This window comes from Nitratireductor sp. GISD-1A_MAKvit (assembly GCF_040819555.1).
Taxonomy (GTDB): Bacteria; Pseudomonadota; Alphaproteobacteria; order Rhizobiales; family Rhizobiaceae; genus Nitratireductor.
This window is the reverse complement of record NZ_CP161920.1, coordinates 463,282-486,283: the sequence shown is the minus strand read 5'-3', so window position 1 is coordinate 486,283 and position 23,002 is coordinate 463,282. Positions and strand designations below refer to the sequence as shown.

The 23,002-nt window shown below is 60.9% G+C and carries 30 protein-coding genes and 1 tRNA gene; 15 read left to right on the top strand and 16 right to left on the bottom strand.

The window, feature by feature from the left end; translation table 11 throughout:
* Nucleotides 1-38: 38 nt before the first annotated feature.
* The gene (gene folE, locus AB2N04_RS03575) at nucleotides 39-758 is read right to left on the bottom strand and encodes a GTP cyclohydrolase I (protein WP_367717094.1); all 720 of its coding nucleotides are present in this window, start codon (nucleotides 756-758) and stop codon (nucleotides 39-41) included.
* 167 nt (nucleotides 759-925) lie between these two features.
* Between folE and AB2N04_RS03570 the strand changes: the two genes are divergently transcribed.
* From AB2N04_RS03570 to AB2N04_RS03560, 3 genes are all read left to right on the top strand, one after another.
* Nucleotides 926-1,138, top strand: a complete 213-nt coding sequence (locus AB2N04_RS03570) for a hypothetical protein (RefSeq protein WP_367717092.1) — start codon at nucleotides 926-928, stop codon at nucleotides 1,136-1,138.
* Between the two features lie 127 nt (nucleotides 1,139-1,265).
* The gene (locus tag AB2N04_RS03565; protein ID WP_367717091.1) at nucleotides 1,266-1,580 is read left to right on the top strand and encodes a helix-turn-helix domain-containing protein; all 315 of its coding nucleotides are present in this window, start codon (nucleotides 1,266-1,268) and stop codon (nucleotides 1,578-1,580) included.
* On the top strand, nucleotides 1,577-2,149 hold the full coding sequence (locus AB2N04_RS03560; protein ID WP_367717090.1) for an integrase core domain-containing protein: 573 nt from the start codon (nucleotides 1,577-1,579) through the stop codon (nucleotides 2,147-2,149). The genes AB2N04_RS03565 and AB2N04_RS03560 overlap by 4 nt, the downstream gene beginning before the upstream one ends.
* Nucleotides 2,150-2,194: 45 nt before the next feature.
* Here AB2N04_RS03560 and AB2N04_RS03555 read toward each other — a convergent pair.
* A tRNA-Ala gene (locus AB2N04_RS03555) sits at nucleotides 2,195-2,270 on the bottom strand.
* 260 nt (nucleotides 2,271-2,530) lie between these two features.
* Here AB2N04_RS03555 and AB2N04_RS03550 point away from each other — a divergent pair.
* From AB2N04_RS03550 to AB2N04_RS03540, 3 genes are read left to right on the top strand one after another with little or no spacing between them, the layout of a single operon-like run.
* Nucleotides 2,531-2,821: a YggT family protein gene (locus tag AB2N04_RS03550; RefSeq protein ID WP_367717088.1), complete on the top strand. Its 291-nt coding sequence runs from the start codon at nucleotides 2,531-2,533 to the stop codon at nucleotides 2,819-2,821.
* Nucleotides 2,822-2,824: 3 nt separating this feature from the next.
* Nucleotides 2,825-3,151: a DUF167 family protein gene (locus tag AB2N04_RS03545; RefSeq protein ID WP_367717087.1), complete on the top strand. Its 327-nt coding sequence runs from the start codon at nucleotides 2,825-2,827 to the stop codon at nucleotides 3,149-3,151.
* Nucleotides 3,152-3,203: 52 nt separating this feature from the next.
* Nucleotides 3,204-3,809, top strand: coding sequence for a hypothetical protein (locus AB2N04_RS03540; protein ID WP_367717086.1), 606 nt, complete (start codon nucleotides 3,204-3,206; stop codon nucleotides 3,807-3,809).
* Nucleotides 3,810-3,833: 24 nt separating this feature from the next.
* On the opposite strand, the gene ppa is transcribed toward AB2N04_RS03540, so the two are convergent.
* The 5 genes from ppa to AB2N04_RS03515 all read right to left on the bottom strand — a co-directional run bounded on the left by ppa (nucleotide 3,834) and on the right by AB2N04_RS03515 (nucleotide 7,287).
* Complete coding sequence (ppa, locus tag AB2N04_RS03535; RefSeq protein ID WP_367717084.1) at nucleotides 3,834-4,367, bottom strand: inorganic diphosphatase; 534 nt, start codon at nucleotides 4,365-4,367, stop codon at nucleotides 3,834-3,836.
* A 196-nt stretch (nucleotides 4,368-4,563) separates the two neighbouring features.
* Nucleotides 4,564-5,070, bottom strand: a complete 507-nt coding sequence (locus AB2N04_RS03530) for an N-acetyltransferase family protein (RefSeq protein ID WP_367717083.1) — start codon at nucleotides 5,068-5,070, stop codon at nucleotides 4,564-4,566.
* 88 nt (nucleotides 5,071-5,158) lie between these two features.
* Entirely contained in the window at nucleotides 5,159-5,803 is a 645-nt protein-coding gene (locus AB2N04_RS03525) for a TPM domain-containing protein (protein WP_367717081.1), read from the bottom strand.
* 1 nt (nucleotide 5,804) lies between these two features.
* Complete coding sequence (locus AB2N04_RS03520) at nucleotides 5,805-6,641, bottom strand: YgcG family protein (protein ID WP_367717080.1); 837 nt, start codon at nucleotides 6,639-6,641, stop codon at nucleotides 5,805-5,807.
* A 13-nt stretch (nucleotides 6,642-6,654) separates the two neighbouring features.
* Nucleotides 6,655-7,287 carry a LemA family protein gene (locus AB2N04_RS03515; protein WP_367717078.1) on the bottom strand — a complete coding sequence of 211 codons (633 nt, stop codon included), beginning with the start codon at nucleotides 7,285-7,287 and terminating at the stop codon, nucleotides 6,655-6,657.
* 123 nt (nucleotides 7,288-7,410) lie between these two features.
* On the opposite strand from AB2N04_RS03515, the gene AB2N04_RS03510 reads away from it, so the two are divergent.
* The 3 genes from AB2N04_RS03510 to AB2N04_RS03500 all read left to right on the top strand — a co-directional run bounded on the left by AB2N04_RS03510 (nucleotide 7,411) and on the right by AB2N04_RS03500 (nucleotide 9,267).
* Nucleotides 7,411-7,662 carry a hypothetical protein gene (locus AB2N04_RS03510; protein ID WP_367717076.1) on the top strand — a complete coding sequence of 84 codons (252 nt, stop codon included), beginning with the start codon at nucleotides 7,411-7,413 and terminating at the stop codon, nucleotides 7,660-7,662.
* A gap of 8 nt (nucleotides 7,663-7,670) precedes the next feature.
* The gene (gene pdxY / locus AB2N04_RS03505) at nucleotides 7,671-8,549 is read left to right on the top strand and encodes a pyridoxal kinase PdxY (RefSeq protein ID WP_367717075.1); all 879 of its coding nucleotides are present in this window, start codon (nucleotides 7,671-7,673) and stop codon (nucleotides 8,547-8,549) included.
* Nucleotides 8,550-8,622: 73 nt separating this feature from the next.
* A complete protein-coding gene (locus AB2N04_RS03500) occupies nucleotides 8,623-9,267 on the top strand; it encodes a carbonic anhydrase (protein ID WP_367717074.1) in 645 nt (214 codons plus the stop codon).
* A gap of 10 nt (nucleotides 9,268-9,277) precedes the next feature.
* Here the strand turns inward: AB2N04_RS03500 and AB2N04_RS03495 are convergent, their stop codons facing one another.
* Entirely contained in the window at nucleotides 9,278-10,549 is a 1,272-nt protein-coding gene (locus tag AB2N04_RS03495) for a multidrug effflux MFS transporter (RefSeq protein WP_367717073.1), read from the bottom strand.
* A complete protein-coding gene (locus tag AB2N04_RS03490; protein ID WP_367717072.1) occupies nucleotides 10,546-11,025 on the bottom strand; it encodes a MarR family winged helix-turn-helix transcriptional regulator in 480 nt (159 codons plus the stop codon). The genes AB2N04_RS03495 and AB2N04_RS03490 overlap by 4 nt, the downstream gene beginning before the upstream one ends.
* 144 nt (nucleotides 11,026-11,169) lie before the next feature.
* Here AB2N04_RS03490 and AB2N04_RS03485 point away from each other — a divergent pair, with 144 nt between their 5' ends.
* The 6 genes from AB2N04_RS03485 (at nucleotide 11,170) to AB2N04_RS03460 (ending at nucleotide 18,485) form a co-directional block, all read left to right on the top strand.
* Nucleotides 11,170-13,224: a M3 family metallopeptidase gene (locus tag AB2N04_RS03485; RefSeq protein ID WP_367717070.1), complete on the top strand. Its 2,055-nt coding sequence runs from the start codon at nucleotides 11,170-11,172 to the stop codon at nucleotides 13,222-13,224.
* Nucleotides 13,225-13,415: 191 nt separating this feature from the next.
* The gene (locus AB2N04_RS03480) at nucleotides 13,416-14,345 is read left to right on the top strand and encodes an MBL fold metallo-hydrolase (protein ID WP_367717069.1); all 930 of its coding nucleotides are present in this window, start codon (nucleotides 13,416-13,418) and stop codon (nucleotides 14,343-14,345) included.
* Nucleotides 14,346-14,473: 128 nt separating this feature from the next.
* Complete coding sequence (gene typA, locus AB2N04_RS03475) at nucleotides 14,474-16,297, top strand: translational GTPase TypA (protein ID WP_367717068.1); 1,824 nt, start codon at nucleotides 14,474-14,476, stop codon at nucleotides 16,295-16,297.
* Between the two features lie 30 nt (nucleotides 16,298-16,327).
* Entirely contained in the window at nucleotides 16,328-17,080 is a 753-nt protein-coding gene (locus AB2N04_RS03470; protein ID WP_367717067.1) for a trans-aconitate 2-methyltransferase, read from the top strand.
* 177 nt (nucleotides 17,081-17,257) lie between these two features.
* Entirely contained in the window at nucleotides 17,258-17,869 is a 612-nt protein-coding gene (locus AB2N04_RS03465; protein ID WP_367717066.1) for a LysE family translocator, read from the top strand.
* A 4-nt stretch (nucleotides 17,870-17,873) separates the two neighbouring features.
* On the top strand, nucleotides 17,874-18,485 hold the full coding sequence (locus AB2N04_RS03460; protein WP_367717065.1) for a LysE family translocator: 612 nt from the start codon (nucleotides 17,874-17,876) through the stop codon (nucleotides 18,483-18,485).
* Nucleotides 18,486-18,623: 138 nt separating this feature from the next.
* On the opposite strand, the gene AB2N04_RS03455 is transcribed toward AB2N04_RS03460, so the two are convergent.
* The 7 genes from AB2N04_RS03455 to ccmA all read right to left on the bottom strand — a co-directional run bounded on the left by AB2N04_RS03455 (nucleotide 18,624) and on the right by ccmA (nucleotide 22,905).
* The gene (locus AB2N04_RS03455) at nucleotides 18,624-19,265 is read right to left on the bottom strand and encodes a DUF2332 domain-containing protein (RefSeq protein WP_367717063.1); all 642 of its coding nucleotides are present in this window, start codon (nucleotides 19,263-19,265) and stop codon (nucleotides 18,624-18,626) included.
* Nucleotides 19,228-19,659 (bottom strand): DUF2332 family protein, encoded by a 432-nt coding sequence (locus AB2N04_RS03450; protein WP_367717061.1) that lies wholly within the window; start codon nucleotides 19,657-19,659, stop codon nucleotides 19,228-19,230. Before AB2N04_RS03450 ends, AB2N04_RS03455 begins: the two co-directional genes overlap by 38 nt.
* Before the next feature lie 102 nt (nucleotides 19,660-19,761).
* Entirely contained in the window at nucleotides 19,762-20,346 is a 585-nt protein-coding gene (locus AB2N04_RS03445) for a DsbE family thiol:disulfide interchange protein (RefSeq protein ID WP_367717060.1), read from the bottom strand.
* Entirely contained in the window at nucleotides 20,343-20,510 is a 168-nt protein-coding gene (gene ccmD / locus AB2N04_RS03440) for a heme exporter protein CcmD (protein ID WP_336071027.1), read from the bottom strand. The genes AB2N04_RS03445 and ccmD overlap by 4 nt, the downstream gene beginning before the upstream one ends.
* Nucleotides 20,507-21,295: a heme ABC transporter permease gene (locus tag AB2N04_RS03435; protein WP_367717058.1), complete on the bottom strand. Its 789-nt coding sequence runs from the start codon at nucleotides 21,293-21,295 to the stop codon at nucleotides 20,507-20,509. Before AB2N04_RS03435 ends, ccmD begins: the two co-directional genes overlap by 4 nt.
* 43 nt (nucleotides 21,296-21,338) lie before the next feature.
* Entirely contained in the window at nucleotides 21,339-22,004 is a 666-nt protein-coding gene (gene ccmB, locus AB2N04_RS03430) for a heme exporter protein CcmB (RefSeq protein ID WP_367717056.1), read from the bottom strand.
* A 289-nt stretch (nucleotides 22,005-22,293) separates the two neighbouring features.
* A complete protein-coding gene (gene ccmA / locus AB2N04_RS03425; protein ID WP_367718727.1) occupies nucleotides 22,294-22,905 on the bottom strand; it encodes a heme ABC exporter ATP-binding protein CcmA in 612 nt (203 codons plus the stop codon).
* Nucleotides 22,906-23,002 lie beyond the last annotated feature (97 nt).

Here is a 23,002-nt window from a genome sequence, read left to right as displayed (position 1 = left end):
ATGACCTGTCGGACATGATCTAGAACGTCTGATCAGTGTCACTTGACGCCGCTTTTGCGCAGGCCGAGAAATTCACGTCTCAGCGCGTCGTTCTGCAAAAACGCGCCGCGCATGATGGACGTCGTCATCACCGGCTGCTCATCCTTCACGCCACGCCAGTGCATGCAAAAATGATCCGCCTCCATCACGACGGCCAGCCCTTCAGGCTGAAGACGGCTTTCGAGTTCATCGGCCAACATGATCACAGCTTCCTCCTGGATCTGCGGGCGGCTCATGATCCAGTCGCAAAGGCGGGCAAACTTGGACAGACCGATCAGTTCAGCCTCCCTGCTGGGAAGGACGCCGATCCACATCTTTCCCATGATCGGGCACAGATGGTGGGAACAGGCACTGCGCACCGTGAGCGGGCCGACGATCATCAGTTCATTCAGCTGCGAGACGTTGGGAAAGCTGGTGACGGGCGGCGCCGGGCGATACCGCCCTGCAAACACCTCATCGACAAACATCCTTGCCACGCGCCGCGCCGTGCCAACCGTGTTGTGATCGTTCTCCGTGTCGATCACGAGCGCGTCGAGCACCGCATTCATCCGGTTCTCGACTTCCAGGCAAAGTGCTTCCAGCTCACCATCCTCGATGAACGCCGCAATGTTGTCATTGGCCCGGAACGTCTGGCCGGCGGCCCTCAAACGTGCGCGAATTCGCTCAGAGACCGAAACGTCGTCGCAGCTGTGATCGTGGGGAACCATCGTATTGAGCACAGTATAACTCCTTCATGCGGCCGGTCGGCAGAATGGGACAGTCGCTCCCTTCGACCATTGGATGCACGGACCCGACGCCGCGTTCCCGAAACGTCGGAGAATTTTCACGTGGTTGCGGCGGTTCAACTTCGGGAACGTTTTGCGGTGGTGCGCATGATGAGGAGGCGTTGAAAGCTGCACCTCCAGGAGACCCTTATATCAAAGTCAGCGATGCACTGCCGCTGCCGGAATTCATTCCCGGTCTGGGCACACTGTTCATCGACCCCGAAACCCTGCCCGCCGGTCCGTTCCTCGCCTATGACGAGTTGAGCGTTGGGTCGCACACGATCAGCGGCGTCGACATCTACTACAATGCAGGCCATGAGCTTATCGGCAGATAGGTGACACTTCATACCGGACATATGGTTTACACATCTCGCATTTCGGGGATCCCGAATGCCGTGAAAAGAGTGCAAGCCAATGGACGAACGTCCCAGATGCATTGCTCGTCTGCTTGAAGGAGAGCAGATGGCGCCTCTTTACCGGGAGTTCGGCATATCCCGGGTCACCGGCTACAAGATTTACGGTCGCTACAAGGCGTGTGGCCTTGACGGGTTGAACGACCGCTCACGGCGACCTTATCGCCAGGCCAACAGGCTTCCCGTCCAGATCGAGCGCTGCATCCTGGGTCTGAAGCGCGAACATTCATCCTGGGGGGCGCCAAAGATCCGCGACAAGCTGATCCGGCAATATCCGATGATCAAGCCCCCACCATCAGCACGGTATATGCGGTGCTCGACCGGCACGGTCTGGTCAAACGCGCGCGTCTCAGGCGGCGGATGAAGGCCGAGGGCACGCCGTTGTCGCAAGCCCCTCTCCCGAATGATCTGTGGTGCGCCGATTTCAAGGGCGAGTTCAAGCGCGGCAATGGCCGCACTTGTTACCCCCCTGGCCGTCACCCGCAACAGAACGGACGCCACGAGCGCATGCACCGGACCCTCAAGCAGGAGACCGCGCGACCGCCTGGAATGAACACCCTCCAGCAACAGGACCGCTTCGACGACTTCGTCAGCGAGTTCAACCAGGAACGGCCACACGAAGCCCTCAATATGAAAACGCCAGCCCAGCTCTACACGCCTGCTTCAAGAGCCTATCAGGGGTTGCCGGATGTGGAATACCCCTTCCACGACAAGGACATCCTCGTCACCGCATGCGGTCGCATCTGCATGGCAAGAAAGAAGATCAACGTCTCGACCGTCATGGCCGGTCAGAGGCTTGGAATCAAGGAGGTGGATGATGGCATTTGGCTGATCAGCTTCATGCACTATGATCTGGGATATATCGACCTGGAGCAGAGAACATTGCAAACAATCGACAACCCGTTCGGCACGAGATTGTCACCCATGTCTTAGGTACAAACTGTTACCTATGTCTCCGGGCCGTACACAGCAGACGGTTGGTGGAGCTGAGGGGAATCGAACCCCTGACCTCGTCATTGCGAACGACGCGCTCTCCCATCTGAGCTACAGCCCCGTTCCACCTTCTGACTGCATTTAGGAACGCCTCCGCCGTGCTGTCAAGAAGCCCTCGGAGAGGGCATTCCGCGCTTCACGGCACCTCGGCAGAACCAGTGTCGATGTCGCCGCGTAACGCGGCTCTTCCGGTAAAAACGCGCCTCAGGCTTGCCGCGTCCCGGCGCAATGGCTACATGTCGCAAATCTTCGGCAAATGGTGCAGGCCACAGAGTGTTCACGCCGCCGGATGCCACGCAAATCATGGGCCAGGAGACCAGCATGCTCGCGCTTATTCAGACCATCATCATGGCGCTCGACATCTATTGGTGGTTGATTATCGGTTCAGCCGTGTTTTCCTGGCTTTATGCCTTCAACGTGGTCAATCCACGAAACCCGTTCGTGGGATCGGTCGGCAACTTCCTCTTCCGCGTCACGGAACCGGCCCTGCGTCCAATTCGCCGAATCCTTCCGGATCTGGGCGGCATCGACATTTCGCCGATCATTCTGTTGCTGATCCTCTTTTTCGTCCGCCAGTTCATCCTGACCACGGTCGCGCCCGCCCTGCTTTGACGCGTGCCCTCGACACCTGCATTCTGCAAACGCTTCGATGGTGGTGTGACACTCCTCGTGCGCCTTACGCCACGGTCCTTGCGTGATGCGATTGAAGGTGCAGGGCAGACTGCCGACGGTCGCGAGCATCTGAAGGCCCGCGTACGCGCGGTACCCGAAAACGGCAAGGCAAACGCTGCCCTCGAGAAACTGCTTGCAAAAGCGCTGCGTGTGCCCGCGAGCGGCGTTTCCGTGACCACCGGCATCACCGCCCGCCTGAAAACGGTCGAAATTCGCGGTGACCCCCATAACCTGATGGTCAGCCTCGCCGCACTGGCCGGCACGCAATAGGATCCGGATGGAAAAGAGGGTATGCTCTCGACAGACAGGAGGAGGCTTGCCCATGCGACTGGCATTCACCGGATTGATGATGGCCGCACTGGCCGGTGCGGCGTACGCCGTCGAGATAAAAAGTGCGTATACCAAGATCGAAACCGACAAAAATTGCGCGGTTTTTTCCGCCCCCCAAGAGGATGATCCCGGCGACTGGCTCAACCTGGTCTGTTCGGGATGGCGTGGATATCCCGTGATCGTCCATTATGGCGACGCACGTGAATCGGTCTTTTACGGCTTTCCCCCCGAGGGCGAGCTGGAGTGGGAAAGCTTCTCCGGTTTCAATTCCACCGGCCCCACCGTGGAATGGCGCATCATGAGCGACGGTGATCGCAAATGGCCCTTTGCGACAATCCACCGCTGGTTCGTGGATGATGGTGAAGGCGACGGCGACAATATCGAGGTTCTGGTTGTCGAGAAGGTCGGCCAGGTTTCGGCGCGCGAAGGCTGCGTGGTTGGCTATGTGGTCGCCACCGGCAATGAAAATGCCAATGAAAAAGCCCGCCGCATCGCCGATGGGCAGGCCTTCGATTTCGCCTGTGGCGCCGATCAACCAGTCGTTGATGCCGGCGACCTGATGCTGCCAATGACAACGGGCGGCGATGGTGGCGGCTGACCCGCCACCGGGTCCCGCCAGAGCCTATTTGCTGGCCTTGGCCCGCTCGACGGCTTCAACGATCAGCCTGCGGGCAGCCGCGGCATCCATCCAGTCGCCGATCTTGACCCACTTGCCGGGCTCCAGATCCTTGTAATGTTCGAAGAAGTGCTGGATCTGCTGGAGGGTTATTTCCGGCAGGTCCGTGTAGTTGGTGACGTTTTCATAACGACGCGTGAGGTGCGGAGACGGGACGGCGATGATCTTCTCGTCCTGGCCGGAATTGTCCTCCATGATGAGAACGCCGATCGGGCGCACATTGATCACGCAGCCGGGGATGAGCTGACGCGTGTTGCAGACCAGGACGTCGATGGGATCGCCATCATCCGAAAGCGTATGCGGCACAAACCCGTAATTGCCCGGGTAGGTCATCGGCGTGTAGAGGAACCGGTCGACGATCAGCGTACCGGAGTTCTTGTCCATCTCGTATTTGATCGGCTGTCCGCCAACCGGGACTTCGATGATCACATTCACGTCTTCCGGCGGATTGTCACCGGTGGAGATGGCGTCTATGCGCATGGGGAAAGCAACCTTTGTTCTGGCAGTTTATGGCTGCCTGAGACCGGCATGGCGACCAATGCGGTCAGCCGGACGGAGCAGCCCGGAAGAGGATGGCTGCCGCTTTATCGCGTCAAAGGCCGCATGGCAATGCAGCGATTGGTGCAGTGCGAAATTTTGATGTGATTCTGCGGCGCATCCGCTGCAGTTGCTGGTCTCAATCCCAGACAAAGGCAAGTTTGCGCAGCGCCCTGTGCTCGAAAACCTCGACGCCTTCGGCGATATCCCGACCGCCTGCTCCGGCATAAAATGCCAGCGCCGTCTCGTTGTCTTCCAGAGCCCACACCACGAGCCCGTTGAGCCCATGGGCTTCCAGCATGTCCCGCGCGGCCTGAAAGAGGCGCCGGCCAAGGCCGATGCCCTGATACTCGGGACGGAGGTAAAGCTCGTAGATCTCGCCTTCCTGGGAAAGCTCGCGGGCACGGTTGCGGCCAAGCGTGGCATAACCGGCAATCTCGCCGCCGATTTCCAGAACGAGAACCGTGGCGGAACGGCGGATGGCATTTGTCCACCAGCGCGGGCCGCGTCGGCCGATCATGCGCCCAAGCGCCTGATAGGGAATGATGCCCGTATAGGCGCTGCGCCACGCGGCGTCATGGACCTCTGCGACGGCCTCTGCGTCGCTCGGTTCTGCTCGTCTGATGTCGATCGTCAGCGTCTTCATGATTTTTTAACCATAGCTGCGTCGGGTCGACATGCGCAAGCGTTAGACCGCTCATCTTTACGGTCACACACAAATGGAAGGAAAACACTCAGATTTCCGTCAAACGGTCTTCAATCTCGTTGGAATTCCGCCGTTTTGCGGGAAATTCACGTGAAAGCACCTTGCCCGCATAGGCTATGGTTTCGACAAATCCTTCGGTCAGTGTGCCTCGCCCTGCATGACCGAGCATGAGTGCAACACCTTCGTTCCATACACCCTGGTCAACGCGGGCATCGATCTCGTGATCGGCCACGATTTCGACATATCGTTCCGCCAGCGAAACAAAAATGAGCACGCCGGTCCGGCCTTCGGTCACATGGATGTTGTGCGCGAGAAACTGGTTTTGCGCGTTGGCATGGGCACGCCGGTATTTCAACGGTTTGGGAACCAGCGCCACGCGCAACCGCTCGAACGCGATCACAAGAGCCGCGGCAGCGCCGAACGCGGCGAGTTGCGCCACGGCAAAAACCACCGGATCGATCGCGATCCACCAGTGCCTGAGCGCCAGCGCCAGAAAGGGTCCGAGGATGAGAATGGCCAGCGCCACGATCAGGCAGGCCGGATAGAGATACGGATCGCTGGTTCGCGCAAGAACGCAGTATATCTCGCCGGATGTGCTGCGCTCGGCCTCGCTGATCGCGCGGGCGATACGCGTGTGGTCGGCATCCGTTAGCGTCTTTTCCCGTCTCGTCATCCTACCAGCTCCCCGAAGCACCGCCGCCGCCCGACGATCCCCCGCCCCCGGAAAAACCACCGCCGCCTCCGCCGGACGACCAGCCGCCGGAGGACCGGCCACCGGACGAGCCTCTCGATTTTTTGTAATTGACTGTCATGCCTAGCCATTCATAGCGCCCTGGCCCGATCTTGCGGCCGAATATCGGCGGCAGGAACGCCATGGCAAAACCACCGAAAAAGAACGTGCCCCAGACGATGAAAAAGAGGATGACCGGCCATGGAGTGACATCCCCGTCTTCGTGCGCACGTCTGGCACGCGCTTCCAGTTCTGCAGCATTCCCTTCCAGAACCATGACGATGTCATCAACAGCCGCGGCAATTCCGGCGGAGTAGTCTCCCGCGCGGAAGGCCGGTACCATGGTGTTTTCAATGATCAGCTTTGAATGCAGGTCTGTCAGCGTACCCTCAAGCCCATAGCCCACCTCGATGCGCATTTTGCGGTCATCAAGCGCGACCAGCAGCAGGACACCGTTGTTTTCCCCCGCCTGCCCAAGCTCCCAGGCGCGAAACAGGCGGTTGGCGAAGGGCTCAAGCGCCTCGCCCTCCAGGCTGCGTATGGTTGCGACCACGATCTGATCGGAGGACTTCTTCTCGAAAGCCTCCAGACGCGCGGTGAGAGAGGATTCCGTTGCCGCATCCACTATGCCGGCATCGTCGACCACGCGACCGGTGAGGCGCGGCAGCTCTGCCGCCAGGGCGTCCGATACGGAAAGGAGTGCCAGGAAGCCGGCGACAAGCACCAGCCAGACGCTCCGACGTCGCGGCGCAGGCAACACGCGCAACACAGCCGCCCCCATGATTCAGCCTCCGTTAGCCGCCGCTGCCGAAGTCGACCGCCGGCGCATCCATATTGTCCTGCGATATGGTGAAGGTTTCATAGGGCTCATTTCCCGTGAACCAGAACATGGCCCACAGCATTGAGGGCAGTGTTTTCAGAGACGTATTGTACAGGCGTACCGCCTCGATATAGTCCCTCCGCGCCACCGCGATGCGGTTTTCGGTGCCTTCCAGCTGGGCCTGCAGAGCAAGAAAATTCTGGCTGGATTTCAGATCCGGGTAATTCTCGACCACGGCAAGAAGACGCGACAACGCTCCTGACAGACCGGCCTGGCTCTCCTGAAATGCCTTGAAAGCTTCCGGGTCGCTCAGCATTTCGGGTGAGATCTGCACCTGCGTGGCCTTCGCGCGTGCCTCGACGACACCTTCCAGAACTTCACGCTCCTGCGCAGCGAAACCCTTGACCGTCTCGACCAGGTTGGGAATGAGATCCGCCCGGCGCTGGTACTGGTTCAGAACCTCGCTCCACGCCGCCTTGGCCTGCTCTTCGCGGGTCGGAATGGTGTTGAAGCCACACCCCGCCAGAAATGGCAGGATCAGGCACAGCACCAGAAGTGAGAAAAGGCCGCGCTGGGAAACAGGGACAATACGCTTCGCGGTCGACATGCAGGAACACCTCCGGAGATTGGCTCTGGTGAAATTAGAGCATGGGCCACTGATAGGAAACCAATTCCGATCAGTCCCTCCATGCTGTACGGTCGACACGCATTCACTGCAATGGGTTTTCACATGGGGTCGAACCGGAAAAAGGACAGGCAGGCGGAAGCGGAGGCACGCCGCATCCTTGATCGCGTCAACCGCGAAAGCGAAGGCAGCTCGATGATGATCCGTGTGCGCAATCACATTGCGGCCCGCGATGCGGAGAAGGAAGACCCCATCGAGCTGTGGGGAACGCGCATTGGAAGAGCGATCGCCGTAACCTTTCTGACCGCCCTGATTTTGTGGGTGCTTCTTTATGTCTTCGGCATTATCGGCAACTGACGGACACAATGACCAGCAAGCATCTTCAGAAAGCGGCACGTGCCGTCATCGTCATTTCGAGCCATGTGGCGCGCGGCAGCGTGGGAAATCGCGCCGCGGTCTTCACGCTTGAGGCTTTGGGCTTTCCAGTCTGGGCGGTCCCCACGGTCATATTGCCCTGGCATCCGGGCCACGGGCCAGCGACGCGCATCGTTCCGGGAAGGGAGCAATTCGCAGATCTCATCAGGGATCTTGAGAAAGCCCCGTGGCTCGGCGAGGTCTCGGCGGTTCTGACGGGCTATCTGGGTGCTCCCGATCAGGCAGAGGCGATTGCCGGGTTGGTGAAGACGCTGAAGGCGCGCAACGCCAAGGCGCTTTATGTCTGCGACCCGGTTCTTGGAGACAGGGACGGACTTTACGTTCCCGAAGAAACCGCAGTGGCCATCCGGGACCGGTTGCTGCCGCTTGCAGACATCGCCACGCCGAACCGCTATGAACTCGCATGGCTGACCGGGCACCAGATCACCGGCACGGCATCTGCGATTGAGGCCGCGCAAAGTGCCCCTCCCCGGGATATGCTGATCACTTCCGCTCCGGCCAGCAGTCCCGAACGACTCGCCAATCTTCTGGTCGGCAGGGATGACGTACTGCGCGCTTGCCACGACAGCATTCCCAAAGCTCCGAATGGAACGGGTGACCTGACGGCCGCTCTCTATCTCGCGCGACTGCTGGCTGGCGAGCCCCACGCGGAAGCACTCGCCAAGACAACGGCGTCGGTCGTCACGGTTTTGAACAATGCTGCCGGACGTGGCTCGAACGAGCTTATGCTGGAGACCGACCGGCAGATTCTGACGCATCCCGAAATGAGGATCGACATCGAACAGCTGTCACAGCCCGCAAAGGCGTGATGGCGCCAACCCCCGGGGCCAATCCGAACAAAATGGATTGCCCGCTGGGCTATTTGCCGCTATTCGAAATTTTATGACTCATCTTCCTGACCGTCTCATTTCCGGCTACCGCAATTTCATGGCGGGCCGCTACAGCTCCGAGAGCGAACGCTATCGCAAGCTGGCCAAGGATGGCCAGTCCCCGCAGACCATGGTGATTGCCTGCTGCGATTCCCGTGCAGCGCCCGAGACGATTTTCGACTGTGGTCCGGGTGAACTTTTCGTGGTGCGCAATGTGGCCAACCTCGTGCCGCCCTACGAGCCGGATGACCGGCATCACGGAACCTCGGCGGCACTCGAATTTGCGGTCCAGAGCCTGAAGGTGAAGCACATCGTCGTGATGGGGCATGGTCGCTGCGGCGGCATCAGCGCCGCCCTCAACCCTTCCGCCGAGCCGCTTTCCCCGGGCGACTTCATCGGTAAATGGATGGGGCTTGTGGCCCCGGCTGCCGAAGCGGTTGCCGGCAATTCACTCATGACGCAGGCTGAGCGACAGACGGCTCTGGAGCGCATCTCCATTCGCTATCAGGTGCAGAACCTGCGCAGCTTTCCCTGTGTGAAAATTCTCGAAGACAAGGGCAGGCTTTCCCTTCACGGCGCGTGGTTCGACATATCAAGCGGCGAGCTTTGGGTCATGAACCCGCAGACTGGCGACTTCGAGCGCCCGGAACTGGATTAGACTGGCTGGATTAGACCGGCTGGATTGGGCCGGGCGGGCCGGGACGCAACGCGGTCGCCATCGCGGGCTCTGGAAGCCTGCGCCAGATCAGCCATGAAACGATCGCCACCGCGCCCAGGGTGGGGATGATCAGCACCATCGCCAGAACCGGATCGCCGATCAGCGCCGCAAGGCTTCCACCCGCCAGCCCGGTCCCCATTTGCAGAAATCCGGTGAGCGAAGAGGCCGAGCCCGCTATGCGTGGGAACGGCGCAAGGCCCGCGGTCATCATCGCCGGCATGACAAAGGCAATCCCGAACGCATAGATGCCAACGGGTCCCATGACACCGAGAAAGGTTGGCTCGAACCGGGTGAGCGAGACGATCAAAGACACACTTCCCAGTCCGATGGCGGTGAGTCCGATGGGAACGAGCCTGTCAGCCCCAATGCGTCTCATCAGATAGCGTGCGGCAATCGCGCCCACGAAGTACATTCCCGACTGTGCCAGCATGCCAATGCCGAATTCGGCCGGCGTGAGGCCGACACGACTCATCAGAATGAATGGCAGCACAGTGGCCTGCGTGTAGATCGCTCCGACAGACCCCGCGATGACCAGACTTGAGAGCATGAAATAGGTGCTGCCCAGAAGCAGCCGGTAGGAATGGATCAGCGCGCGGGGGCTGATGCGCGACAGATCGCGCTCCACCGTCTCCCTGAGGAAGAAATGGATCACCAGCGCTATCACCAGACCGGCAATCAGCATCAGCACGAAGATTGCCTGCCAGCCGGCCAGCTGCATGGTAAGCCCGCCAAGCGTGGGAGCAAATGCGGGCCCGATGGCAAGAATGATGCCGATCAGATTCATGATACGGGCCGAGCTCTCCTGCGTGAAGAGGTCGCGAACCAGAGCACGCGACACCGCAACCCCGACCGCAGCGCCAAATCCCTGAATGAAACGAGCCGCGATCAGCGTTTCGATGTTGGGAGCGATCAGAGCCATGAAACTCGCCACGATGTAGATGGCAATGAACCCGAAAGTGACCGGCTTGCGCCCCAGGCCATCGGAAAGCGGACCGCATAAAAGCTGCGCAACCGCGAAACCGGCGAAATAGAGCGAGATGGTCATCTTGACCGCCGATTCCGTCGTGCCGAATGCGTGCACGATCTCGGGCATCGCCGGGGTGAAGAGCGCCATGGAAACCGGCCCGAGCGCAACCAGAAGCGCGCCGAGAATGCTCACGCGCCGCTCGCTCATTAACGGAGCGGATGCCTCGCGGTCAGACGCGTCGGAATGAAGGTTCATAATCGTTCCTTCGTCCGTCCGGTCCCGGGCTTCTGGGATAAGGCGGCAAGATTGTCGCGAACGACCTTGAGCTGACCGAGCATGTGGCCCCACTCGTCTTCGGAGAGCACGCCGGCCGCTTTCTCGCGCATCTGCGTTCCGACCTCTCCAATGGATTTCAAAACGTCGTCTGCAGCATCGGTCAGCTCTACGAGCTTGGCCCGCCGGTCAGAGGGGTCATTGACGCGCCGCACCAGACCGCGCGCTTCAAGCCGGTCGATATAGCCGCTCAGGGTCATGGCCTCGACACCCATCCGCTCGGCCAGAACATTCTGCCGAACGGTGCCGGCGCGCGCGGCGTGAACGAGCGTGCGGGCCTCACCCGGTGTCACACCGATGCCGGCTTCCGCAATGGCGCGATCCATCGCGACCCGCATCAGGCGATAAACGTCGGTAACAAGGAATCCGAATGATTCCGGGTTGACCTGATGTGCCATATCGCAACATCCTTATAATAAGGCGAACTTAATATAAGCATTACATAAATTTGATCGCCATTCCGGTCAACTCCAGGCATTGCAAGCCCGGGGTCCTGCGCATACATCGCTTGCATGCCGCCCCGCCAACCATTTGGAAACACCATGCAGAAATCCACACCCATCGACCTTGCAACCCACCCGCTGACGACCTGGACCGGGCCGCAGGGCCTGCCGGATTTCACCGCATTTGACGATGCTGCGTTTGGCCCGGTTTTCGAGGCTGCGCTCGCCGCGCATGAAGCCGAGATCGAACGGATCGCCCGCAATCCCGAAGACCCTGATGTCGAGAACACGCTGGCGGCGCTGGAACTTGCAGGAGAAGCCCTTTCGAGAGTTTCCGCGATCTTCTGGTGCCGCGCAGGCGCGCACACCAACGAAACCATACAGACGCTCGAGCGGGAAATATCGCCACGCATGGCACGCCATGTTTCCTCGATTTTCATGAACGAAGCGCTCTTTGCCCGCATCGACCGGCTGTATGAAAACCGTGAGGCACTCGGCCTCGATGCGGAAACGGAACGGGTTCTGGAGAAAACATGGAAGCGCTTCGTGCGCGGCGGTGCGCAACTGGGAGCGGAAGACAAGGAACGCCTTGGCGCCATCAACGAGGAACTTGCCGGCCTGGGCGCGCAATTTGGTCAGAACGTACTTGCCGACGAGAGCGGCTGGGCACTGCTGCTCGATGAGGGGGATCTGGACGGCGTTTCGGACGCGCTGAAAAGCGCGATGGCGGAGGCTGCCGAGATTCGAGGAGAGAAAGGACGCTTTGCCGTAACGCTTTCCCGGTCGATCGCCGAGCCATTCCTTGCCTCCTCGAAGCGACGCGACCTGCGTGAAAAAGTTTTCACCGCTTTCACGAAACGCGGTGAAAACGGCGGAGACACCGACAATGGTGACGTGATCGCCAAAACACTGGCTCTGCGCTCCGAAAAGGCGAAGCTTCTTGGCTACACATCCTACGCGGCCCTGAAACTTGATGACACCATGGCCAAGACACCGGAGGCCGTGCAGGAGCTTTTGCAGCCTGTCTGGGACAAGGCGCGCGAGAAAGCCGCTGAAGATGAAAGAGAGCTGGAACGCCTCGCCGTCGAAGAAGGCCAGAACCATTCGATCGCGCCCTGGGACTGGCGCTACTATGCGGAAAAGCGCCGCGCCGAGCGCTTTGCCTTCGATGAAAGTGCTCTCAAGCCTTATCTGACGCTCGACAACATCATCGCTGCCTCCTTCGACGTGGCCAACAGGCTGTTCGGTCTGACCTTCGAAGAAGTCGAAGACGTTCCGGCATGGCACGAGGACGTGCGCACATTCATCGTGCGCAATGGTGACGGCACGAAGCGCGGCCTGTTCATGGCCGACTATTTCAACCGTCCATCCAAGCGCTCCGGCGCATGGATGAGCGCGCTGCAATCCGGCTATCGGCTCGGTGCAGGCAAGATGCCAGTCATCTACAACGTGATGAACTTTGCCAAACCGCCGAAGGGACGACCAGCGCTGCTTTCGGTCGATGAGGCGCGCACCCTGTTTCATGAGTTCGGCCACGCGCTGCACGGCCTGTTGAGCGACGTAACCTGGCCGTCGATTTCCGGCACTTCGGTTTCGCGCGACTTCGTGGAACTGCCCTCGCAGCTTTTCGAGCACTGGTTCACCGTGCCCGAGGTGCTGCAGAAATTTGCGCTCCATCATGAGACCGGCGAGCCCATGCCGAATTCGCTGGTGGAGAAAATGCGTGCTGCCCGCACCTTCGATGCCGGCTTCGCCACGGTTGAGTTCACCGCATCGGCGCTGGTCGACATGGCGTTTCACAGCCAGGCGGAGGCGCCGAAGGACCCGCTGCGTTTCGAAGCGGAAACGCTCGAAAAACTGCAGATGCCGAAGGCAATCGCCATGCGCCATCGCACGCCGCATTTCCTGCACGTTTTCGCCGGCGATGGCTACTCGGCGGGCTACTACTCCTACATGTGGTCGGAGGTGCTCGACGCCGACGCCTTCCGCGCTTTCGAAGAGCGGGGGGACCCGTTCGACCCCGAAACCGCAGAGAAACTGCGCCGGCACATCTATTCGGCCGGCGGTTCAGCCGATCCGGAAGAGCTCTACAAGGCCTTTCGCGGTCGCATGCCCACGCCTGAAGCGATGATGGAAAAGAAGGGGCTCGCCTGACCTCCACCGGGGGATTTCCAGGCAGGGCGCCTGCCCCCGGATTTTGCGCCAATTGGTTGCTTTTCGGTACAGTTTGGCTCCCTTGTCCCGTTTTGTGGAAATGCAGGCTCAAATGGTCGCAATTCGGAAAATTGCATATTTTTCGCGCCCGCATTAACTACACACCAAAGCAGGCAGGCACGGAGAGCAGGATGGACCAGACACACACGCCTCGGGAGCCCGGAAAGGCGAGCAAAACCTCTTCCGCCAAACCGGATGTCACGGTCTTTTTCGACAAGCGCACCTCCTCTGCCCAGTATGTTGTTGCCGATCCGGCAACCGGGAAATGCGCCATCATCGATCCCGTGCTGGATTTCGACGAGAAATCGGGCAGCACCTCGACGCAGAATGCCGACAGGCTGCTTGCATTCATCGCAGAGAAGGGGCTGGATCTTGAATGGATTCTCGACACGCACCCCCATGCCGACCACTTCTCCGCCGCGAGCTATCTGAAAGAGAAAACGGGCCGGCCCATCGCCATCGGCGAGAAGGTCGTGGAGGTGCAGAAGCTCTGGAAAGGGATCTACAACTGGCCTGATTTCAAGGCGGACGGTTCGCAATGGGACCGACTGTTCGCCGACGAAGACACCTTCACCATCGGCTCGCTGCCGGCAAGGGTGATGTTTTCGCCCGGTCACACACTGGCCTCGATCACCTATGTGATCGGTGATGCAGCCTTTGTTCACGACACGCTGTTCATGCCGGATTCCGGCACCGCGCGTTGCGACTTTCCCGGCGGCAGTGCCGAACGGCTCTGGAATTCCATTCAGGAGATTCTCAGCCTGCCGGACGAGACCCGCATTTTCGTCGGCCATGATTACCAGCCGGGCGGACGCGAGCCGCGTTTTGAAAGCACCGTTGCCGAGCAGAAGGCCACCAACACGCATATGTCGAAGTGCAGGACGGAAGCCGAATTCGTTGCCGTTCGTGAAGCGCGCGACGAAACGCTGCCCATGCCCAAGCTCATCCTGCATGCGCTTCAGGTGAACATAAATGCCGGGCAGCTTCCCGCACCGGAGGCCGATGGCAAGCGCTATCTGAAGTTTCCGCTCAACGCGCTGGAAGGCGCCAACTGGGGCTGAACGAGGCCGGCACTTGCCCGGCATTGACGACTGCGCACTTTCGCAATTGCGAAAAAACCTGTATGAGCGCGGCAACGCAACTGGCCGCGCCATGCCTTTCGCGCGCCTATCGACCCCAAAGAGCACATATGAAACTGCGCAATATTGCGATCATCGCCCACGTTGACCATGGGAAAACAACACTCGTCGACGAGCTTATGAAGCAGTCCGGCTCCTTCCGCGACAACCAGCGTGTTGCCGAACGGGCCATGGATTCCAACGACATCGAAAAAGAACGCGGCATCACCATTCTGGCGAAAGCCACTTCGGTGGAATGGGACGACACCCGCATCAACATCGTCGACACGCCCGGCCACGCCGATTTCGGCGGTGAGGTGGAGCGCATTCTCTCCATGGTGGATGGCGCCGTTCTTCTGGTGGATGCCGCCGAAGGCCCGATGCCGCAGACCAAGTTCGTTGTCGGCAAGGCACTGAAGGTCGGCCTGAAGCCGATCGTCGCCATCAACAAGATCGACCGTCCGGACGCCCGCGCCGACGAAGTGATCAACGAGGTGTTCGACCTCTTTGCAGCGCTCGACGCCACCGACGAGCAGCTCGATTTCCCGATCCTGTATGGCTCGGGCCGCGACGGCTGGATGAACTATGACCCGGAAGGGCCCAAGGATCAGGGCCTGACGCCGCTGTTCGACCTGATGCTCAAACATGTGCCCGAGCCGACCACCGAGCCCGGCCCTTTCCGCATGATCGGCACCATTCTGGAAGCCAACCCGTTCCTCGGCCGCATCATTACCGGCCGCATCGCCGCCGGCTCCATCAAGCCGAACCAGGCCGTGAAGGTGCTGCATCACGACGGCACGCTTCTGGAAAACGGTCGCATCTCCAAAATCCTCGCGTTCCGCGGCCTTGAGCGTCAGCCCATCGAGGAGGCCCATGCGGGCGATATCGTTGCCATTGCCGGCCTCTCCAAGGGCACTGTCGCCGACACGTTCTGCGACCCTTCCGTCAACGAGCCGATGGAAGCACAGCCCATCGATCCACCGACCGTGACGATGAGCTTCATCGTCAACGACTCGCCGCTGGCCGGCACCGAAGGCGACAAGGTGACGAGCCGCGTGATCCGTGACCGCCTCCTGAAGGAAGCCGAGGGCAATGTGGCGCTGAAGATCGAGGAAGCCGACGACAAGGACTCCTTCTACGTCTCCGGCCGTGGCGAACTCCAGCTTGCCGTTCTCATCGAGACCATGCGCCGCGAGGGCTTCGAGCTCGCCGTCTCGCGCCCGCGCGTGGTGATGCAGAAGGACGAGAACGGAAACCTCCTCGAACCGATCGAGGAAGTCGTGATCGACGTGGACGAGGAACATTCCGGTGTCGTTGTACAGAAGATGTCGGAGCGCAAGGCCGAGATGGTCGAGCTGCGCCCTTCCGGCGGCGACCGCCAGCGCCTGGTCTTCCACGCCCCAACGCGCGGCCTGATCGGCTACCAGTCGGAGCTTCTGACCGACACGCGCGGCACGGCCATCATGAACCGGCTGTTCCACGATTATCAGCCCTACAAGGGCGAGATCGGCGGTCGCGTGAATGGCGTCCTGATCTCCAATGACGACGGCGAGGCGGCGGCCTACGCGCTGTTCAATCTGGAAGACCGCGGCCCGATGGTGATCGACGCCGGCGTGAAGGTTTATCACGGAATGATCATCGGCATTCACTCCCGTGACAACGATCTGGAAGTGAACGTGCTGAAGGGCAAGAAGCTCACCAACGTCCGCGCCTCCGGCAAGGACGAAGCCGTCAAGCTGACGCCACCGATCCGCATGACGCTGGAGCGCGCGCTTTCCTGGATTCAGGACGACGAGCTGGTGGAGGTGACACCGAAGTCGATCCGCCTGCGCAAGCTCTATCTCGACCCGCACGAGCGCAAACGTTTCGAGAAAAGCCGCGCCGGCGCGGCTTGAGGCTGACGGGTTTTCCGGCCAGGTTGGTGCATGAATGACCCAACCGAACCACTCTATGCCGATCCGGCCGTCGCGCAGTTCTACGACTTTCGCGGTGCTGCGCGGCCTGATCTGGCTTTCTGCAGGAAACTCGCCGGCAACTCAGCCTCGGTTCTCGACCTCGGCTGCGGAACCGGCGAACTGGCCGCCCTCCTGAGCGAGGGCCGACGCGTTGTCGGGGTCGACCCTGCGGCGGCTATGCTCGACATTGCACGGACCCGACCAGAGGGCAAAATAGTGGACTGGATCGAAGGCGATGCACGCACGCTCCGACTCGATGAGCGTTTCGATCTGATTGCCATGACGGGCCATACGTTTCAGGTTTTTCTCACCGAAGCGGATCAGCGCGCGGTGATTGAGACGATCGCCACACATCTGAAACCGGGTGGCCATTTCATCTTCGACAGTCGCAATCCGGATTTCCCCGGCGAGAAGACCCGTACAGCGAAAGCGACACTACGCCGGTTCACACACCCCGGGCATGGTCAGGTCGAAGCGTGGAATGAATCCACCTTTGATGACGCAACGCAGATACTCAGCTATCGAAACAGCTATCGCGTCCTGAAAAGCGGTGAGGTGCATACGGCCACGGCACGCATCCGCTATACGCCAAAGAATGTCATCGCAGAGCTGTTGCACGAAAGCGGGCTCCAGGTCGAACGGTGGTCTGGGGATTGGACCGGCGCGCCCTTCGAACCTGCATCGAAGGAAATCATTCCGCTTGGGCGCGCAGTGCCGCAATAGCCAGTTGAAGCACGCGGTAGCGTCAGGCGGACACCAATCTCGCGCCATGCACCCTCGCCCTTCGACAAGCTCAGGATGAGGGTGCCAGGCTCAGCCGTCAACACGTCCCGCCATCCGGGTTGACAGTTTCCATACATGGAGCCCTAATCTCCCCCGTTCTCGTGGAGAAGCTCCCCAATGGATCCCGCATTCCTGCTCACGGCGCTTGTCGTCGTGCTCATTCCCGGCACTGGTGTGATCTACACACTGGCCATCGCGCTTGGCCGTGGCGGATTGGCATCCGTTTTAGCCGCGTTCGGCTGCACGCTCGGCATTCTGCCCCATATCGCAGCCGCGATTCTCGGCATCGCCGCCCTGCTGCATGCCAGCGCCATGCTCTTCCAGATCGTGAAATTCGCCGGGGTGCTTTATCTCCTCTGGATGGCGTGGGGTGCGCTGAAGGAGAACGGCATGCTGAATGCCGAAGCCGACCGCAGCGCGATCCCGCATCGGGCCATCATCCGCCGCGGCTTCCTGATCAACATTCTGAACCCAAAGCTCTCGATCTTCTTTTTGGCCTTCCTGCCCCAGTTCATCCCCGCCGAAAGCGCCCTGCCCGCACTCGACATGGCGTGGCTGGGCTCCATCTTCATGGCGATGACCTTCGTCGTCTTCGTGCTCTATGGGCAGATGGCCTCGCTCGTGCGCGGCAGGGTTCTGTCGAGCCCGACCATCATGAAGTGGCTGCGGCGCTCGTTTGCGGCAGCCTTTGCCGCGCTCGGCCTGCGCCTGGCGCTTTCAGGAAGGTAGAACAATGGATATCTCCGCCCTCATCATCTTTGCCGGTGCCCTGCTTGTCGCGGCCGGTTCCCCCGGCCCCAGCATCGCGGCGCTGGTGGCCCGCGTCATCACGCGCGGCTGGCGCGATGTGCTGCCGTTCCTGGCGGCCATGTGGATCGGTGAGGGGATCTGGCTCTCCTTCGCCATTTTAGGCCTCGCCTATGTGGCGGAGACCTTCCACATGGCTTTCGTGGTGATCAAATATGCGGGCGTGGCCTATCTGCTCTATCTTGCATGGAAGATGTGGACCGCCCCGGTGGAAACGGGTGGCGAAGCTCTGCCCAGCGCCGGTTCGCGCCTGCGCCTCTTCTTCACCGGCATGGCAGTGACCCTCGGGAATCCGAAAATCATGATGTTCTATCTGGCGCTTTTGCCCACCATCATCGACGTCGCCTCGGTAACGCTGATCGGCTGGGCGGAGCTGACACTCACCATGGTGGTTGTTCTGGTGGCGGTGGATGCCGTGTGGGTGCTGGCAGCCACGCAGGCACGGAGACTGCTCAAAAGCCCGCGCGCCATGCGCATTGCAAACCGCACCAGCGCCTCGATGATGGCCGGTGCGGCGGCGGCCATCGCAACGCGCTAGAGCATCGGACCGAAAAGTGGAACCCGGTTTTCGGATTATTCCGATGCTCCATCAACGGTCTGGATCGCCGCGCGTCTTATAAGACGCGCAAAGGACGCTGTAACACTTTCAAATGAATTCATTTGAAAGCGACATGCATTAGAGCAACCACTCGATCCAGCGGCCATGAAAGTCGCAGCGTGCCAGATCGCGGCGCTTGCCAGCGGGCCACAGCGTGAGCGAGACGAGCGCGAATGGCTCATTCGTGTCCGAGGGTTCCATGCGCAGCCAGGCGATGGGTGACCCACCTGCCCGGCCAGCCGCCTCAAGGGCGGTCTCTATACGGGCCCGCGTTTCATGGCGAAGGTATTGCCACATGATCGAGTGGAACAGCACCGTGGCGCGATCGGGCCAACGGTCGGCAAGTGCGGCATCCACGAAGTCGGCCGCATCCACTTTCTCAAGAGCGAAAGGCGTCTCGTTTGCCAGCTCGATTGCCGCGCGCAAACGGGAAAGCCGCGCCTCCTGATCCGCCCACACATAGGAAGTCAATCGCAGGCGCTGATCATCCCGAGACACGTTGATGGGGGCGATGTCGCTGCCCTTGCGCGTGGCGATATCCAGCACTCCCGACAGATCCGGTGCTGACCCGCGCGTCTCGGGCGCCAGCCTCACGGGAGAAGCAACCTCGCCCCATTCGCTATCGCCATAGCGGTAGTGAAAGCGGTCGAACAGAAGGTTCAGCCCGGCGCTCGACCCGATTTCATAAAGGTCGAGCGGCAGGGCCGGTTTCCCGTGCAATGGTGAGAAAACCCGGCAGGAGCATAGCCGCGCGGCCGATCTCGTTGGTCTGAGGCGCGCTGTCCAGATTGGCACAAAGACGCTCGTCATGGCGGGCAATGGCGGCTCGCACGGCCTTTCGAAGCGCCTCAGGCGAAGCCGCGTTCGGCGGATAGACGTCCGTAAGGCCCGCATCTTTCCCAGCAAGCACAAGCGCATGGAGCCCGCCACACAGACGCAGTGCCAGCGCATCCTCTCCCGGCGCGCCCGGCCAATCGAGCACACGTGCGCCCGTGGCGGTCGCGCGGTCCAGAATTTCGGGCAGAAGACGGCATAATCGAGCCGTGAAGGAAGAACCCATGCGATCGCAGGCCTGCGCCTGTTTTTCGAAATGCGCATTGATTTGGGTCGTCATGCATGCCTCCTGTCCATGGGGATGACAAGATTAGCATGCGTTTCACGGCGTCTTTGCTGCAGTGCAGCAATTCGTCTGGACCAGTGGAAACGATGTGGGCTGTCAGCCGGCCGGGCGCTCTGCCAGCGCTTTCTCGATCTCCGGCATCAGATCGTTGCGAACGCTCTCGGGCGTGAACGGCCCGACATGTTTGTAGCGGATCGTGCCATCTGGCCCGACGAGAAAGGTTTCCGGCACGCCATAGACACCCCAGTCAATCGCCGCACGGCCATTCCGGTCGACGCCGATGGCATCGTAGGGATTGCCCAGGTCACCCAGAAAACGGCGAGCGTTTTCCGGTTTGTCCTTGTAGTTGAGCCCTGCAATGGCGAAACGCTCATCCGTGGCAAGCTGCATGAGCAGCGGGTGCTCCTGACGGCAGGGCAGGCACCACGATCCCCAGACATTGACCAGCGTGACCCGGCCGTCGAAAGCATCCGATGAAAGACCTGGCAGGTTCATGCCCTCAAGCGGTGGCAGGTCGGTCTGCGGTGCCGCACGTCCGATAAGAACAGACGGGACAAGAGACGTGTCCTTGCCCGAAAGCAACTGAACCAGAAAGATTCCGGAGAGGACCAGAAAGAGAACAAGCGGCAGCAGAAACAGCATGAACCGCGCCCGCGCGGGCCTTGCGCCTGTGACACTCATTTCTTCTGCGCCTTTCGGTCCGAACGGCGGCGAATGCCGCGCTCCTCAAGCTCCTTGAGCTCACGTTTGCGACCGGCCTGATCGATCAGGATCCAAAGGCCGAGACCGGCAATGACCAGCGCCGAAATACCATAGGCGGCGAAGACATAGGCTGCGTGGGTCATGATGCTGCCCTTTCTGCTGCGCGTGCCGAAAGCCGGCGCATGGCAACCACGCGGCGGCGCCAGATATCCGCCCGCATCGACATCAGGTGCAGCGTAACGAAAAGCAGCGTGAAGCCGAACGCGCAGATGAGCAGTGGCCACAGCAGCGAGGCGTGGATTGTGGGGCCATCGAGACGGAACACCGAGGCCGGCTGATGCAGCGTGTTCCACCAGTCCACCGAGAACTTGATGATCGGGATGTTGACGAACCCGACGAGCGTGAGAATTGCCGCAGCCCGCGCCGAGCGACCGGGATCGTCCATGGCCCGCGTCAGGGCGATGATGCCGAGATACATCAGGAACAGGATGAAGACGGAGGTCAGCCGCGCATCCCACACCCACCATGTGCCCCACATCGGCTTGCCCCAGACCGAGCCGGTGAACAGGGCAAGTGCGGTAAAGGCCGCGCCGATGGGAGCGGCGGATTTGAGCGCCACATCCGCCAGCGGGTGTTTCCACACAAGCGTCCCAAGCGCAGAAATGGCCATCAGCGAATAGCAGAACATGGCAAGCCAGGCGAACGGCACATGGATATACATGATCCGCACCGTGATGCCCTGCTGGTAGTCTTCCGGGGCGTTGAAAGCCATGTAGAGACCAACGGTCAGCACGGCCAGCGAGAGACCGCCCAGCCACGGAACAAGCGTATCCGCCAGCGCGAGAAACCGCGTGGGATTGGCGAGCGCCGTCAGGCGAGCGGAGAGCGTTGAGGCTTGCGGCGTGGCGTTTGTCATGCCTGAACCCATAGCGTTGCCTTTCCCCTTCCGCAATCGAATCGATTGCCGCACATCAGTCGCCCCCCCAGCGCAGGGCAAGGGAGGCGGCCAGCGGCCCGATGACGGCAAAAAACAGCATCAGCGCGGCAAGAATGAGGAAAGGCGGCAAAAATGGATCGGGGTCGGCAACCGCCCCGCGCGCCGCCGCGACCCCGAAGATAAGCACCGGAATTGTCAGCGGCAGGACCAGCACCGAAACGAGAAGCCCGCCCCGCGGCAGCGCCACCGCAAGGGCCGCACCGACCGCACCGATAAAGGTGATGGCCGGCGTGCCGACGGCCAGCGTCGCGGTGGCTGCGAGAATGCCCAACGGTTCGACATTCATGAAAAGGCCGAGCAACGGCGTCACCACCACCAGCGGCAGGACATTGACCGTCCAGTGGGCGCAGCATTTCACGAACACCGTCACCGCCGTCATGTGCCGGCTGTCGGCCAGAAGCATCAGGTCCAGAGAGCCGTCCTCACGATCAGCCTGGAACAGGCGCTCAAGCCCGAGGAGCCCGGCAAGCAGCGCACCGATCCAGAGGATCGCCGGGCCGATGCGCGCAAGAAGATTGAGATCCGGCCCGACGCCGAAAGGTATGACGGCAACAACGGCAAGAAAGAAGAGCACACCGGTCAGCGCACCGTTTCCGGTGCGCACGCCGATCTGCAGCTCGCGTCGGAAAAGCGCTAGCATGGTGCCACCAAAGGCGGCATTGGAGTGAGATGAAAGCGCATTTCACCTGTCTGAAAGGCAGAACATTCGTCCCTGCTCCTCATCATCCCGGCCGACTGGAAGGAGAGCCGGGATCCATTGAGAAGCACGGCCGGTCTCCGAAGAAGCCGCAAACAGCGCCAATCGGCGCCGGTAGCGGAACGGGGCCGCGCCCCTTGGCATTCTCCCAATGGGTCCCGGATAGCCCTTCGGACTTCCGGGATGACGCACCTTGATTCGCCCCGCCACCAGCGGCGGCTGCCAAATGCCCTCATCCCGCCGCCTCCCCCATGCGCAATTCCCGCGCGTCCTTCAGACCGAGCGGCAGATGGGTGGCAGCCACGATCATTCCGCCCTCCTCCAGATGCACCGCCATCAGCTCGGCGAACTGCGCTTCGGATGCCTTGTCGAGACCGGACGTCGGCTCATCCAGAAGCCAGACCGGCCGATAGCTGACCAGAAGCCGCGCGATGGAGGCCCGTCGCCTTTGTCCCGTGGACAAATAGCCGAACGGCAGATGGCCGATATCGCCCAGCCCCACCATTTCGAGTGCCTCGAAAGGAGGCAGATGGGGCTCTCCCATGAAATCCTGCCAGAAGCGCAGATTTTCCTCGACGCCGAGCTCTGCTTTCATCGCATTGCGGTGTCCGAGGTAATGACAGGCCGCTGCCACATCGGGAAACGCCTCCCCGCCGCCGAAAAAGCGCACCCTGCCCTCACAGGCTGGCAAAAGGCCGCAGACCACGCGCAAGAGGGTGGACTTGCCGGCGCCATTCGGCCCCGTGACCGTGAGCGCCTCGCCTTCGCCAAGCGTGAAAGACACCCCGGCAAACACGGTTTCGCCGCCACGCTCACCGCCAAGTTCCTCGGCGGAAAGCCGCATCATGTCGTCGTTCTCCGGCAATGGGGTCGTCCTGAATTTTTCACGGCATGGCAGATTTGCCATTTCTCACTCTAGAACTCTTCTACAAAATTCTCTA

Excerpts from the sequence above, each read along its gene's own strand:
- AB2N04_RS03550 (WP_367717088.1), top strand. The coding sequence starts at position 2,531 with ATGCTCGCGCTTATTCAGACCATCATCATGGCGCTCGACATCTATTGG.
- AB2N04_RS03445 (WP_367717060.1), bottom strand. The coding sequence starts at position 20,346 with ATGAGTGTCACAGGCGCAAGGCCCGCGCGGGCGCGGTTCATGCTGTTT.
- pdxY (WP_367717075.1), top strand. The coding sequence starts at position 7,671 with ATGACCAGCAAGCATCTTCAGAAAGCGGCACGTGCCGTCATCGTCATT.
- AB2N04_RS03495 (WP_367717073.1), bottom strand. The coding sequence starts at position 10,549 with ATGAACCTTCATTCCGACGCGTCTGACCGCGAGGCATCCGCTCCGTTA.
- AB2N04_RS03520 (WP_367717080.1), bottom strand. The coding sequence starts at position 6,641 with ATGGGGGCGGCTGTGTTGCGCGTGTTGCCTGCGCCGCGACGTCGGAGC.
- AB2N04_RS03460 (WP_367717065.1), top strand. The coding sequence starts at position 17,874 with ATGGATATCTCCGCCCTCATCATCTTTGCCGGTGCCCTGCTTGTCGCG.
- AB2N04_RS03530 (WP_367717083.1), bottom strand. The coding sequence starts at position 5,070 with ATGAAGACGCTGACGATCGACATCAGACGAGCAGAACCGAGCGACGCA.
- typA (WP_367717068.1), top strand. The coding sequence starts at position 14,474 with ATGAAACTGCGCAATATTGCGATCATCGCCCACGTTGACCATGGGAAA.
- AB2N04_RS03500 (WP_367717074.1), top strand. The coding sequence starts at position 8,623 with ATGACTCATCTTCCTGACCGTCTCATTTCCGGCTACCGCAATTTCATG.
- AB2N04_RS03490 (WP_367717072.1), bottom strand. The coding sequence starts at position 11,025 with ATGGCACATCAGGTCAACCCGGAATCATTCGGATTCCTTGTTACCGAC.
- ccmD (WP_336071027.1), bottom strand. The coding sequence starts at position 20,510 with ATGACCCACGCAGCCTATGTCTTCGCCGCCTATGGTATTTCGGCGCTG.
- AB2N04_RS03435 (WP_367717058.1), bottom strand. The coding sequence starts at position 21,295 with ATGGGTTCAGGCATGACAAACGCCACGCCGCAAGCCTCAACGCTCTCC.
- ppa (WP_367717084.1), bottom strand. The coding sequence starts at position 4,367 with ATGCGCATAGACGCCATCTCCACCGGTGACAATCCGCCGGAAGACGTG.
- AB2N04_RS03510 (WP_367717076.1), top strand. The coding sequence starts at position 7,411 with ATGGGGTCGAACCGGAAAAAGGACAGGCAGGCGGAAGCGGAGGCACGC.
- ccmB (WP_367717056.1), bottom strand. The coding sequence starts at position 22,004 with ATGCTAGCGCTTTTCCGACGCGAGCTGCAGATCGGCGTGCGCACCGGA.
- AB2N04_RS03565 (WP_367717091.1), top strand. The coding sequence starts at position 1,266 with ATGGCGCCTCTTTACCGGGAGTTCGGCATATCCCGGGTCACCGGCTAC.
- AB2N04_RS03540 (WP_367717086.1), top strand. The coding sequence starts at position 3,204 with ATGCGACTGGCATTCACCGGATTGATGATGGCCGCACTGGCCGGTGCG.
- AB2N04_RS03470 (WP_367717067.1), top strand. The coding sequence starts at position 16,328 with ATGAATGACCCAACCGAACCACTCTATGCCGATCCGGCCGTCGCGCAG.
- ccmA (WP_367718727.1), bottom strand. The coding sequence starts at position 22,905 with ATGCGGCTTTCCGCCGAGGAACTTGGCGGTGAGCGTGGCGGCGAAACC.
- AB2N04_RS03560 (WP_367717090.1), top strand. The coding sequence starts at position 1,577 with ATGAAGGCCGAGGGCACGCCGTTGTCGCAAGCCCCTCTCCCGAATGAT.
- AB2N04_RS03450 (WP_367717061.1), bottom strand. The coding sequence starts at position 19,659 with ATGACGACCCAAATCAATGCGCATTTCGAAAAACAGGCGCAGGCCTGC.
- AB2N04_RS03525 (WP_367717081.1), bottom strand. The coding sequence starts at position 5,803 with ATGACGAGACGGGAAAAGACGCTAACGGATGCCGACCACACGCGTATC.
- AB2N04_RS03480 (WP_367717069.1), top strand. The coding sequence starts at position 13,416 with ATGGACCAGACACACACGCCTCGGGAGCCCGGAAAGGCGAGCAAAACC.
- AB2N04_RS03485 (WP_367717070.1), top strand. The coding sequence starts at position 11,170 with ATGCAGAAATCCACACCCATCGACCTTGCAACCCACCCGCTGACGACC.
- AB2N04_RS03465 (WP_367717066.1), top strand. The coding sequence starts at position 17,258 with ATGGATCCCGCATTCCTGCTCACGGCGCTTGTCGTCGTGCTCATTCCC.
- AB2N04_RS03515 (WP_367717078.1), bottom strand. The coding sequence starts at position 7,287 with ATGTCGACCGCGAAGCGTATTGTCCCTGTTTCCCAGCGCGGCCTTTTC.